The sequence below is a fragment of the Pseudomonas sp. 8 R 14 genome (genome assembly GCF_900005955.1).
Lineage (GTDB): Bacteria > Pseudomonadota > Gammaproteobacteria > Pseudomonadales > Pseudomonadaceae > Aquipseudomonas > Aquipseudomonas marginalis.
This window is the reverse complement of sequence record NZ_CVTH01000013.1, coordinates 1-11,983: the sequence shown is the minus strand read 5'-3', so window position 1 is coordinate 11,983 and position 11,983 is coordinate 1. Positions and strand designations below refer to the sequence as shown.

At 62.0% G+C, this 11,983-nt stretch carries 14 protein-coding genes and 1 pseudogene; 10 read left to right on the top strand and 5 right to left on the bottom strand.

Annotation, left to right across the window (positions count from 1 at the left end):
* The 4 genes from BFQ01_RS00475 to madM form a co-directional block, all read left to right on the top strand.
* A partial coding sequence (locus BFQ01_RS00475) for a malonate decarboxylase holo-ACP synthase (protein ID WP_065923832.1) occupies positions 1–459 on the top strand: 459 nt, incomplete at its 5' end.
* A complete protein-coding gene (gene mdcH / locus BFQ01_RS00470) occupies positions 456–1,355 on the top strand; it encodes a malonate decarboxylase subunit epsilon (RefSeq protein WP_065923831.1) in 900 nt (299 codons plus the stop codon). The genes BFQ01_RS00475 and mdcH, both read left to right, overlap by 4 nt.
* 67 nt (positions 1,356–1,422) lie before the next feature.
* The gene (gene madL / locus BFQ01_RS00465) at positions 1,423–1,827 is read left to right on the top strand and encodes a malonate transporter subunit MadL (protein WP_027606068.1); all 405 of its coding nucleotides are present in this window, start codon (positions 1,423–1,425) and stop codon (positions 1,825–1,827) included.
* Position 1,828: 1 nt separating this feature from the next.
* Positions 1,829–2,593 carry a malonate transporter subunit MadM gene (gene madM / locus BFQ01_RS00460; protein ID WP_065923830.1) on the top strand — a complete coding sequence of 255 codons (765 nt, stop codon included), beginning with the start codon at positions 1,829–1,831 and terminating at the stop codon, positions 2,591–2,593.
* A 19-nt stretch (positions 2,594–2,612) separates the two neighbouring features.
* Here madM and BFQ01_RS00455 read toward each other — a convergent pair whose 3' ends face one another.
* A complete protein-coding gene (locus BFQ01_RS00455) occupies positions 2,613–3,533 on the bottom strand; it encodes a LysR family transcriptional regulator (RefSeq protein WP_065923829.1) in 921 nt (306 codons plus the stop codon).
* Positions 3,534–3,677: 144 nt separating this feature from the next.
* Here BFQ01_RS00455 and BFQ01_RS00450 point away from each other — a divergent pair, with 144 nt between their 5' ends.
* Positions 3,678–4,295 carry a PAQR family membrane homeostasis protein TrhA gene (locus BFQ01_RS00450; protein ID WP_027606065.1) on the top strand — a complete coding sequence of 206 codons (618 nt, stop codon included), beginning with the start codon at positions 3,678–3,680 and terminating at the stop codon, positions 4,293–4,295.
* Here BFQ01_RS00450 and BFQ01_RS00445 read toward each other — a convergent pair.
* Complete coding sequence (locus BFQ01_RS00445; protein ID WP_065923828.1) at positions 4,290–5,192, bottom strand: LysR family transcriptional regulator; 903 nt, start codon at positions 5,190–5,192, stop codon at positions 4,290–4,292. The genes BFQ01_RS00450 and BFQ01_RS00445 overlap by 6 nt on opposite strands.
* Before the next feature lie 109 nt (positions 5,193–5,301).
* Here BFQ01_RS00445 and BFQ01_RS00440 point away from each other — a divergent pair, with 109 nt between their 5' ends.
* Genes BFQ01_RS00440 through BFQ01_RS00430 form a run of 3 tightly spaced genes read left to right on the top strand, consistent with a single transcriptional unit; the run spans position 5,302 to position 7,838 of the window.
* Positions 5,302–6,549 (top strand): D-amino acid dehydrogenase, encoded by a 1,248-nt coding sequence (locus tag BFQ01_RS00440; RefSeq protein ID WP_065923827.1) that lies wholly within the window; start codon positions 5,302–5,304, stop codon positions 6,547–6,549.
* A gap of 10 nt (positions 6,550–6,559) precedes the next feature.
* Entirely contained in the window at positions 6,560–6,910 is a 351-nt protein-coding gene (locus tag BFQ01_RS00435) for a RidA family protein (RefSeq protein ID WP_065923826.1), read from the top strand.
* A gap of 25 nt (positions 6,911–6,935) precedes the next feature.
* Positions 6,936–7,838 (top strand): transporter substrate-binding domain-containing protein, encoded by a 903-nt coding sequence (locus BFQ01_RS00430; protein ID WP_065923825.1) that lies wholly within the window; start codon positions 6,936–6,938, stop codon positions 7,836–7,838.
* A gap of 44 nt (positions 7,839–7,882) precedes the next feature.
* Here BFQ01_RS00430 and BFQ01_RS00425 read toward each other — a convergent pair whose 3' ends face one another.
* Positions 7,883–8,602, bottom strand: coding sequence for a 16S rRNA (uracil(1498)-N(3))-methyltransferase (locus BFQ01_RS00425; protein ID WP_065923824.1), 720 nt, complete (start codon positions 8,600–8,602; stop codon positions 7,883–7,885).
* Between the two features lie 37 nt (positions 8,603–8,639).
* A complete protein-coding gene (locus tag BFQ01_RS00420) occupies positions 8,640–10,046 on the bottom strand; it encodes an adenosylmethionine--8-amino-7-oxononanoate transaminase (protein ID WP_065923823.1) in 1,407 nt (468 codons plus the stop codon).
* Positions 10,047–10,318: 272 nt separating this feature from the next.
* Here BFQ01_RS00420 and BFQ01_RS00415 point away from each other — a divergent pair, with 272 nt between their 5' ends.
* Complete coding sequence (locus tag BFQ01_RS00415; RefSeq protein ID WP_065923822.1) at positions 10,319–10,870, top strand: cytochrome b; 552 nt, start codon at positions 10,319–10,321, stop codon at positions 10,868–10,870.
* A 32-nt stretch (positions 10,871–10,902) separates the two neighbouring features.
* On the top strand, positions 10,903–11,481 hold the full coding sequence (locus BFQ01_RS00410; protein WP_027606057.1) for a YceI family protein: 579 nt from the start codon (positions 10,903–10,905) through the stop codon (positions 11,479–11,481).
* Positions 11,482–11,775: 294 nt separating this feature from the next.
* Here BFQ01_RS00410 and BFQ01_RS00405 read toward each other — a convergent pair.
* Positions 11,776–11,983, bottom strand: a pseudogene (locus BFQ01_RS00405) (DEAD/DEAH box helicase); the annotation flags it as partial.

The following is an 11,983-nucleotide window of genomic DNA, read 5'->3' as shown; positions in this document are numbered from 1 at the left end:
GCGGTCGGCGTGCGCGGGCGTTTGCGTGAGCAGCGGTTCGCCGCCGAGATGCCGCTGGCGGCGGTGCAGCGGCGTGTTGCACCGGAAGCCCTGCGCGACGTGGTTTCGTCACGGGATTTACCCGCGCTGCACGCGCTTGCTCAATTGCGTTCGGTGCTGGTGCACGAGGCATGGGGCGTCAGCGGTAGCGCAGGCTTTGAATTGGCCACCGGCATCGAAGCACTGCATGCCCAGAGTGATCTGGATTTGATCCTGCGTACGCCCAAGCGCCTTGAACGCGCCGCTGCCGAGGACCTGCTGGCGAGCCTGGACACGACGGTGTGCCCTGTGGACCTGCAACTGCAAACCCCGTTTGGCGCCGTCGCCTTGCGCGAATGGGCCAGCGGCTCACGCCGTGTGCTGCTGAAAACTACCAGCGGCGCGCATCTTGTGCTCGACCCTTGGCAGGCCGTGGCATGAGCAGCCTGCTGGTGTTTCCAGGGCAGGGCGCTCAGCGACCAGGCATGCTGAAGTCGTTGCCCGAACCTGTGCTGGCAGAAGCCAGCGATGCCCTGGGCGAAGACGTGCGCGTGCTCGATTCCGCGCAAGCCCTGGCCAGTACCCGCGCCGTGCAACTGTGCCTGTTGATCGCCGGCGTCGCCCACGCCCGCCTGTTGGAGCGCACCCCGGATTACGTGGCGGGCCTGTCCATCGGCGCCTACCCGGCTGCGGTCATCGCCGGGGCCCTGGATTTTGCCGATGCGGTAAAGCTTGTGAGCCTGCGCGGCCAACTGATGCAAAACGCTTATCCACACGGCTACGGCATGACCGCGATCATCGGCGTGGAGTTATCCACCGTCGAAACACTCCTCGCCGACATCCACAGCCCTGAAACCCCGGTGTACCTCGCCAATATCAACGCCGATAACCAAAGCGTGATCGCCGGCAGCGACGAGGCCATGAAGCGTGTTGCCGCGCGCATCAAGGGCAACGGCATCGCCAAACGCCTGGCCGTCAGTGTGCCGTCCCATTGCGCGCTGCTGGAGCAGCCGGCCGAGGTCCTGGCCCAGGCATTTGTCCCGCTCAAGGCGCCGCGCATCACCTACCTGAGCAGCACTCGCGCGCGGCCGATCCACAACCCCGAACATCTGCGCGACGACCTGGCCTTCAACATGTGCCGCGTCGTTGACTGGCGCGGCACCGTGCAAAGCGCCTACGAGCGCGGTGTGCGCCTGCAAATCGAACTGCCCCCGGGCGCCGTGCTCACCGGCCTGTCACGCCGCGTGTTCGAACAAGGCACCGTGATCGCCTGCGAAGGCGCACGCCTGGACACCTTGCAGGCCCTGCTGGAAGAGGAGGAGCGCCGCCACCGATAAAGCACCACCCAAGGCTGTCGAAGCACAAAAACAACAATTTCGATCGAGCACTTCGAGGACAACAACAATGATTATTTACGGTGTGGCATTGCTGGCGATCTGCACGCTTGCAGGTGTGATCATGGGCGACATGCTCGGCGTGTTGCTGGGCGTCAAATCCAACGTGGGCGGGGTGGGTATCGCCATGATCCTGCTGATCTGCGCTCGCCTGTGGATGCAAAAACGCGGCGGCATGACCAAGGAGTGCGAGATGGGCGTGGGCTTTTGGGGCGCCATGTATATCCCCGTGGTGGTGGCGATGGCCGCGCAGCAGAACGTCGTAACCGCCCTGCACGGCGGCCCGGTCGCGGTGCTGGCGGCGATTGGTTCGGTGGTGGTCTGTGGTTGCACCATTGCGTTGATCAGCCGTACTCACAAGGGCGAGCCTCTGCCCGCCGAAGAGCCGCTGATCGTGCCTGCGGGAGGTCGCTGATATGTGGGATCTCATCGAAAAAGGCCTGGAACATAACGGCCTGATCACCGCGTTTGCGTTTGTTGGCGTGGTGATGTGGATTTCCGTGGTGCTGTCCAAGCGCCTGACGTTCGGGCGCGTCCACGGCTCGGCGATTGCCATCGTCATCGGCCTGGTCCTGGCCTGGGTCGGCGGCACCCTTACCGGCGGGCAAAAAGGCTTGGCCGACCTGGCACTGTTCTCTGGTATTGGCCTGATGGGCGGCGCGATGCTGCGCGACTTCGCCATCGTTGCCACGGCGTTCGAGGTGCAGGCCACCGAGGCGCGCAAGGCCGGGATGATCGGTGTGATTGCGCTGCTGCTGGGCACGATCCTGCCGTTTATCGTCGGCGCCAGCATGGCCTGGGTGTTTGGCTATCGCGACGCGATCAGCATGACCACCATCGGCGCGGGTGCGGTGACCTACATCGTCGGCCCGGTGACCGGTGCGGCGATTGGCGCGACTTCGGATGTGATGGCACTGTCGATTGCGACCGGGTTGATCAAGGCGATCCTGGTGATGGTCGGCACCCCGGTGGCGGCGCGTTGGATGGGCTTGGACAATCCGCGTTCAGCGATGGTGTTCGGTGGCTTGGCCGGCACCGTGAGCGGCGTGACGGCAGGGCTGGCGGCGACGGATCGGCGCTTGGTGCCGTATGGCGCGTTGACGGCGACGTTCCATACCGGGCTTGGGTGTTTGCTGGGGCCTTCGTTGCTGTACTTCATTGTGCGTGGGTTGGTGGGCTGACCTTGAGGGTTGCGGAGTGTCAGGCTGTTCCCTGCCGATTGGCATACATCCGACACTCCGCCAACAACGCCAGTAAATTCGGATCACGCTCCTTGGCCTTCAGGAACACCACGCCGATATGCTGCTGCAACCGATACCGGGGTTGCAGCGGTATCAGCTTCACGCGGTTCTCGTACACCGCCGCAATCCTTCCTGGCAGCAACGCATAACCCACCCCCGAACTGACCATGCTCAGCAGTGTGAAGATGTCATTGACCTGCATCGCCACCTTCGGCTCGAACCCCGCCTGCTTGAACACCCGGTTGCCATCCTGATGAGTGGCGAAGCCTTGGGTGAGGGTGATGAAGGTGGCGTCGCGGACGTCGGCCAGGTCGATTTCCTGGGCGCGGTCGAAGGGTGAGTCGGCGGGGGTGGCGAGGAAGATGTCGTCGCAGAACAGCTCGATCTGTTCGCAGTCGGGGTCGTTGGCGTGTTCGTCGAGGGAGATGAGGATTGCGTCGACTTCCATGTTCTTGAGCTTGTACAGCAGGTCGAAATTGGAGCCGAGGATCAGGTCGATATTGAGTTCGCTGCGCCTGATCTTCAGGCCCATGATCAATTGCGGCACGGTCTTGACCGTCAGCGAATACAGCGAGCCTAGCTTGAAGCGTTCGGCGGAGAAGCCGGCGGCTTCGCGGGTCAGGCGTACGCTGTCGACCACATCGGCGATGAGTTTCTGTGCGCGTTCTTCCAGCACGTAGGCGCTTTCCAGCGGCGTGAGGTTGCGGCCCTCGTGTTTGAACAGCGGGCAGCGCAAGGCATTTTCCAGCGAGTGGATGGCGCGGTGCACGCTGACATTGCTGGTTTGCAGCTCGGCGGCGGCGCGGGCCAGGTTGCCGGTGCGCATGAATGCCAGGAAGATTTCCAGCTTCTTGAGGGTGAATTCTTCGTCGATCAGCATGGCCGTGGGCTCTTGTTCGAATGCGTCCGATTGTGCCCGCAAAACCCGGCGGCGTCCTCGGAACGTCACAAGTCGCTTGCACTCTTATGCGCAAGGCTGGACGCTTGCCAGCCAGTTCCAGCGGCTACAGGAGGTCAGTGACAGATGTATCACGGGGAACGATTCAACGCCTGGAGCCATTTGCTCGGTGCAGTCGCGGCGTGTATTGGCGCCGTGTGGATGTTGGTGGTGGCGAGCCTGGACGGCAGCCCCTGGAAGATCGTCAGCGTGGCGATTTATGGCTTTACGCTGATGGTGCTGTACAGCGCGTCGACCGTGTACCACAGCGTGCAGGGGCGGCGAAAAGAGATCATGCAGAAGGTCGATCACTTTTCGATCTACTTGCTGATCGCCGGCAGCTACACGCCGTTTTGCCTGGTGACGTTGAGAGGCCCGTGGGGCTGGACGCTGTTCGGCATCGTGTGGGGGCTGGCGGTGATCGGCATCCTGCAAGAGATCAAGCCGCGCTCCGAGGCGCGCATCCTGTCCATCGTGATCTACGCGGTGATGGGCTGGATCGTGCTGGTGGCGGTCAAGCCACTGATCGCCGCGCTGGGCACCGCCGGGTTTATCTGGCTGGCGGCGGGCGGGGTGCTGTACACCGTCGGCATCATCTTCTTTGCCCTGGAGGATCGCCTGCGACATTCCCATGGGATCTGGCATTTGTTTGTGATCGGCGGCAGCCTGCTGCATTTCGTGGCGATCATGCACTACGTGTTATAGGCGCTCCAGCAGCTCCCGAGCCCGGTTGCCGAAGATCTGTAGCAGGTTGGCCAGCATATGCGGCGGTGGTTCATCGGCACGGGTCAGGGCATAGAGGGTGATCGGCAGCGGCGGTGTAAGCGTGCGGATGCAGGTGGTCGCCGTCGATGCGCCGAGGGCGGTAAAGGGGTCGATGACCGTCAAGCCTGCGCCGGACTCCACCATTGCCCGCGCCAGGGAATAGGTTTGCACCGAGATCGTCACCCGAGGCGGCGGGTCGACGCTCTCCAGGTAGTTGTCGAGCTTCGCCGCCAGTGGGTCGGCGCTGGACAGGCCAATCAACGGTGCTCCCGCCAGGTCTGCCAGGGGCAGGGCTTGATGCAGCTCAGCGTCCGGCCAGTAGTTTTTCGACGCCAGGGCCACCAACACACCGTTGGCCAGCACTTGTGTGGTCAACCCGGGATGGCCGGAGAAGCTGAGGGTCAGTGCCAGGTCGATCTCGCGCATCAACAGTTTTTGCACCAGCTCGCGGCTATGGTCGCTGGACAGTTCGCAGGCGATGTCCGGGTAGTCGCGCTTCCATTCCAGAATCGCCGGGGGCAGCAGCGACAGCGCCAATGCCGGGATTGCACCAATCCGCACACTTTGCCCCGGGGCGCGGCGCAGGCTCTTGGCCAGGCGCCGCACGCCTTGCAGGCTCGCGGTGACTTTTTCGACTTCGCTTTCCAGCGCCAGGGCTTCGGGCGTGGGCTGCAATTTGCCGCGTACCCGCAAAAACAGCGGGAAACCCAATTGTAACTCGGCATGTTGCAACACCTTGGTCACCGCCGGTTGGGAGACATGCAGCAACTGCGCGGCGGCGCTGATGGAGCCGGTCTGGCGGATGGCCTGGAAGATTTCGATATGACGCAAGCGCATGGCAGGTCCATAACCTTTGTTTATAGGTGCCCCATCTTTATTCATTGTCGGCGGCCTGTCACCTGCACCTACCCTGGGGCTTTCTTGGATCAAGGGATAGGGGTGTTGAATGGCCAGGCAGGTTTGCATCATTGGCGGTGGCGTTATCGGCCTGGCGAGTGCCTACGCGTTGGTACGTGCAGGTCATGAAGTGACGGTGATCGACGCGCGTGACACCGTGGGCAGCGAAACCAGCTTCGCCAATGGCGGGCAATTGTCCTACCGCTACGTCGCACCGCTGGCGGATGCGGGAGTGCCGCTACAGGCGATTGGCTGGTTGCTGCGCGGTGACTCGCCACTGAAGCTGCGCCCACGCCTGGATCCCCGACAATGGCGCTGGATGGCCGCGTTCATCGGCGCTTGCCGTGGCTCGGTGAACAAGCGCAACGCCGCCCACTTGCTGCGCCTGGCGAGCCTGAGCCAAAACACCTTGCAGCAATGGCGCGTCGACGATCGCCTGGACACGTTCAACTGGCGGCGTAACGGCAAGCTGGTGACCTTTCGCAATGCCGACACCTTTGAGCGTGCGCGCAGCAAGGTCACCGATATCCTGCAACAACAGGTGCTGTCGGCGCTGGATTGTGCGCGGCTGGAGCCGGCGCTGGCGCAGGTGGCGGGTGAGTTTGTCGGTGGTATCTATACGCCCAATGAAGAAGTGGCGGACTGTCATGCCTTCTGCCAACAGCTGGCGGCACGCCTTGAAGCGTCGGGGCGCTGCACCTTTCTGCTGGGGCGCAAGGTCACCAGGATTCGCCATGCCGACGGCGCGGTACAGGCCATCGAGCTGGGCGGCGAAGTGATGCCGGTGGAACAACTGGTGCTGGCGGCCGGTCATCGCGCCGCCGAGTTGGCATTGCCCGGTGTGTCACTGCCACTGTATCCACTCAAGGGCTATAGCCTCAGCGTACCGATTGGCGCACAGCACCAGGCGCCGAATGTAAGCATCACCGACTACGACCGCAAGATGGTCTACGCGCGTATCGGCGAACAGCTGCGGGTGGCGGCCATGGTGGATATCGTCGGCTTTGACGCCAGCCTTGAGCCCAAGCGCCTGGCGCTGATGAAACGCCAGGCGGTCGAGACATTTCCTACCGCTGGCGACTATGCCAATGCCGTGGAATGGGCCGGTATGCGTCCCGCCACCCCGACCGGTGTGCCGCTGATTGGCCCCAGCGTGTATCGCAACCTGTGGCTGAACCTGGGCCACGGCGCCCTCGGCTTTACCCTGGCGTGCGGCAGCGGCCAATTGCTGGCCGAGCTGATCGGCCACCACCTACCTTCCATAGATATGCAGGGCCTGGCGCCCCGCGCCGCGTGAGGATTGACCCATGACCATCAACCGAATCAGCAGCAACGACCGACTGTCCGGCGCCGTCACGTTCAAGGATCTGGTATTCCTTTCGGGCCAGGTGCCCGGCGAAGGCCTGGATGTGGCGACGCAGACCCGCGAAGTGCTGGCCAGGATCGATGCGCTGCTGGCCCAGGCCGGCAGTGACAAGGATCATTTGCTCAATGCGACCATTTACTTGAAAGACATCGGCAGCGGTTTCGCGCCGATGAATGAGGTGTGGGCCGCCTGGCTATCGCCCGGGATGGCGCCGACGCGCACCACCCTGCAGGCGGAGCTGGCGAGGCCGAGCGTGCTGGTGGAAATCAGCGTGATTGCGGTACGAAAATAACGTCAAAGACCAACGGAGAATAACAATGAAAAAAATCCTGTTGACCGGCTGCACCCTGGGCCTTTTGCTGGGAGTACACGCCCATGCCAACCAGGCGCCGCTGGACGGTACGCTGGGCAAGATCGCCAGTACCAAGTCCATCACCCTGGGTTATCGCGATGCGTCGGTGCCGTTTTCCTACGTGGGGGATCACAGCGGCAAGCCGATGGGCTATTCGGTGGACCTGGCCAGTAAGATCGTCGAGCGTATCCAGCAGAAAATCGGGGTGGCCGACCTTAAGGTGAAGTACAACCTGGTGACCTCTCAAACGCGGATTCCGCTGGTGCAGAACGGCACCGTCGACCTGGAATGCGGCTCCACTGGAGTCACGGCCGAGCGGCAGAAGCAGGTGGCATTTTCCTACGGGTTTATTTACGTGAAAGGCCAGTTGCTGACGGCTAAGGACAGCGGTATCAAGGGCTTCGCCGACCTGGGGGGCAAGAACGTGGTGACTACCGCCGGCACCACCAACGAGCGTTTTCTAAAGAGCTACAACGCCGAGCACAAGAGCAATATGTTCGTGATCAGCGCCAAGGACCACGGCGAGGCGTTCAAGATGCTCGAGACGGGCCGCGCGGCTGCGTTCTATATGGACGATGCATTGCTCTACGGCGAACGTGCCAAGGCCAAGGACCCACACAACTGGGTGGTGGTGGGCGAGGAGCAGTCGCGGGAGATCTACAGCTGCATGGTGCGCAAGGATGATCCGCAGTTTCTCGCGGTGGTCAACGAGACCCTCGGCGACCTGTACCGTTCGGGGGAGATCAACGGGATTTACCAGCGCTGGTTTGAACAGCCGATTCCGCCCAAGGGCTTGAACCTGGAATTCCCGATGACCAGTGAGTTGAAGGCGATCATTGCCAAGCCGATCAGCGATCCGGTGGAGTAAGAAGGGGTAACCCCATCCAAATGTGGGAGGGTTTGCAAAGTGGGTTAGAAGTCGCCCCACAGCTGCTGGGCTACCGCCAATGCCACCACCGGCGCAGTCTCGGTGCGCAACACACGCGGGCCGAGGCGGGCGGCGTGGAAGCCGGCGCCTTGGGCCACTTCGACTTCCCCATCCGTCAATCCACCCTCGGGCCCGATCAGGAACGCCAGGCTCGCAGGTTTGGCATGGCTGACCAGCGGCTCGGCCACCGGGTGCAGCACCAGTTTCAGGTCCGCCTCGACCTGCTTCAACCAGTCTGCCAGCAGCAACGGCGGATGAATCACCGGTACCGTCGAACGCCCGCACTGCTCGCACGCGCTGATCGCCACCTGGCGCCAGTGCAGCAGGCGTTTGTCGGCGCGTTCGTCCTTCAGGCGCACTTCGCAGCGGTCGCTGAAGATCGGCGTGATGGCGTTGACGCCCAGCTCGGTGGCTTTCTGGATCGCCCAGTCCATGCGTTCGCCCCGGGACAGGCCCTGGCCGAGGTGGATGTGCAGCGGCGATTCGGCCTGGCCGGCGAAGCTTTCGGTCAGTTGCACAGTGACGCGTTTTTTCCCGACTTCCAGCAGGCTGCCCAGGAACTCCTGGCCGGAGCCGTCGAACAATTGCACGGCGTCACCTTCGCCCATGCGCAGCACGCGGCTGATGTAGTGCGCCTGGGCTTCGGGCAGTTCGTGATCGCCGAGGCTCAGCGGGGTGTCGGTGAAAAAGCGGGACAGTCTCATTTCGGTTCTCTGGAAAAAGGTGTAGGTGTGCCGGCAATCAACCCGGATCGCGGAAACCAGGGTGGAAATCCTTCGGCACCGCCACGCTGACTTTGCTGTTGGTGGCGATGTCGATGCCTTCGCTGGCGACTTCGGCGAGGAAGTCGATCTGCTCCGGTGTAATCACATAGGGCGGCAGGAAATACACCACGCTGCCCAACGGCCGCAACAACGCGCCGCGTTCCAGGGCGTGTTCGAACACCTTGAGACCACGGCGCTCCTGCCACGGGTAAGCGGTCTTGGTGGCCTTGTCCTGGACCATCTCGATGGCCAGCACCATGCCGGTCTGGCGTACTTCCGAGACATGCGGATGGTCGACCAGGTGCGCTGTTGCCGTGGCCATGCGCCGCGCCAGGGCCTTGTTGTTTTCGATGACGTTGTCTTCTTCGAAAATATCCAGGGTTGCCAGGGCCGCTGCGCACGCCAGTGGGTTGCCGGTGTAGCTGTGGGAGTGCAGGAAGGCGCGCAGGGTCGGGTAGTCGTCGTAGAACGCGTCATAGACGTCATCGGTGGTGACCACGGCGGCCAACGGCAGGTAGCCGCCCGTCAGGGCCTTGGACAAGCACAGGAAGTCCGGGCGGATGCCGGCCTGTTCACAGGCGAACAGGGTCCCGGTGCGGCCGAAGCCCACGGCGATTTCATCGTGGATCAGGTGCACGCCATAGCGGTCGCAGGCCTCGCGCAGCAGCTTGAGGTACACCGGGTGGTACATGCGCATGCCGCCGGCGCCCTGGATCAGCGGTTCGACGATCACGGCGGCGACGCTGTCGTGGTGCTCGGCCAGGGTCTGTTCCATGGCCAGGAACATCGTGCGCGAGTGTTCTTCCCAGCTCATGCCCTCGGGGCGCAGGTAACAATCCGGGCTCGGCACCTTGATAGTGTCCAGCAGCAGCGCCTTGTAGGTCTCGGTAAACAGCGGCACGTCGCCCACCGACATCGCGGCGATGGTTTCGCCGTGGTAGCTGTTGGTCAGTGTGACAAAGCGTTTTTTGTTTGGCAGGCCACGGTTGAGCCAATAGTGAAAGCTCATCTTCAGCGCGACTTCAATGCACGACGAACCGTTATCGGCATAGAAGCAGCGGGTCAGGCCCTCGGGGGTCATCTTGACCAGGCGCTCGGACAGCTCGATCACCGGCTGGTGGCTGAAACCGGCGAGGATCACGTGTTCCAGCTGGTCGACCTGGTCCTTGATGCGCTGGTTGATGCGCGGGTTGGCGTGGCCGAACACGTTGACCCACCAGGAGCTGACGGCGTCGAGGTAGCGCTTGCCTTCGAAGTCTTCCAGCCAGACGCCTTCACCGCGTTTGATCGGGATCAGCGGCAGTTGCTGGTGGTCTTTCATCTGGGTGCAGGGATGCCACAGCACCGCGAGGTCGCGTTGCATCCACTGGTTGTTCAAGCCCATCGGTGATCTCCTCGAAGCGGTCCTGCGAGCGGCGCAGGTGAAACAATCGCGCAAGCCTATGCAATGGTGGCCCCGGTCACAAGCCATTGTGGGGAATTCGGAGTAAACGTAGGACGGACTGTCACGTTTCTTAGGAATAGTCCTTAATCCTTGGTTAACTTATTGTGCATACGCTCTAGATCGTATTTCTCGATATTTCAAAGCAAAATTTTCCGCTTTAATTCGATAGGTAAATCGCTAGTCTTGGGCGCAGCTCTTACGGGATTAAGTACATGCAGCTACGTAACTCACCGGCCCGTTATGGCTGGGTCAGTATGGTTTTGCACTGGGGCGTGGCCCTGGTGGTGTTCGGCCTGTTCGCCCTGGGCTTGTGGATGGTGGGCCTGGACTACTACAGCGCCTGGCGCAAGGAAGCACCGGACCTGCACAAGAGCATCGGCATCACGCTGTTCGCCATCATGCTGGTGCGTATTGTCTGGCGCCTGATCAGCCCACCGCCTCCGCCGCTGGCCAGTTACAGTCGCTTGACCCGTATCGGTGCCGCGTTCGGCCACGCGTTCCTTTATCTCGGGCTGTTTGCCGTGATGATCGCCGGTTACCTGATTTCCACCGCAGACGGTGTCGGTATCCCGGTGTTTGGCCTGTTTGAAATTCCTGCCGTGGTTTCCGGTCTACCGGACCAGGCAGACACCGCTGGCGTGGTGCACCTGTACCTCGCCTGGGTGTTGGTAGTCTTCGCCGGCTTGCACGGCGTGGCTGCGTTGAAACACCACTTTATCGATCGTGATGCGACCCTCTCGCGAATGCTGGGGCGCAAAGCCTGATGTTCAACCTCGACTCACAAGGAATAGAAAGCATGTTGAAAAAGACCCTCGCGGCTCTGGCAATCGGTACAGCGCTGCTGTCTGCAGGTCAGGTGATGGCTGCCGACTACAAGATCGACAAGGAAGGCCAGCACGCCTTCATCGACTGGAAAATCAGCCACCTGGGCTACAGCTACATCCACGGTACCTTCAAGGACTGGGATGGTACGTTCAGCTGGGATGCCGCCAAGCCTGAAGCCAGCAAAATCGCGGTCGACGTGAAAACCGCCAGCCTGTGGTCCAACCACGCCGAACGTGACAAGCACATCGCCAGCAAGGACTTCCTGGATGTCGGCAAGTTCGCCGATGCCAAGTTTGTCTCCACTGCGGTTAAATCCACCGGCGAGAAAACCGCTGATGTGACCGGCGACCTGACCTTCCACGGCGTGACCAAGCCTGTGACCTTCAAGGCCACGTTCAACGGTGAAGGCAAGGATCCATGGGGCGGCGAACGTGCCGGCTTCAACGCCAAGACCACGCTGAACCTGAACGACTTCGGCATCAAGGGCCCAGGCCCGACTTCCCAGACTGTCGACCTGGACATCTCGCTGGAAGGCGTCAAGCAGAAGTAATTTCTGTCCGCACACAAAAAACCGGATCTCAGCATCCGGTTTTTTTGTGCCTGCGTTTATTTCCTGTAGTGAGCGAGCTTGCTCGCGCTGGGCTGCGCAGCAGCCCCCAACACCTGTCACCGTGTTCTGCCAGATCTGATTAGGGCCGCTTCGCGCCCCAGCGCGAGCAAGCTCGCTCACCACAGCAAGCTCGCTCACCACAACCAGCTCGCTCATATCAGGGAACGTGTGGGGAGGAGATAAAAAACGCCCCGCATCTTTCGATGCGGGGCATTTTTCATGGCGCTTTGAAACTCAGCGGTTGCGGGTCAGCAATGCCGGTTTTTCACCACGAGGACGGCCTGGCAGTTGATCCAACTGCTCGGGTGTCGGGAAGCGGTCGGCTTTCGACTCCTTGTGGATGATCTTCGGCGCCGGGCCACCGCGCGGGTTCTGCACGGCGGGCTCGGACAAACGTGGCTGGTCGTCACGGGCCGGGCGGCGGTTGTTGCTGCGCGAATCT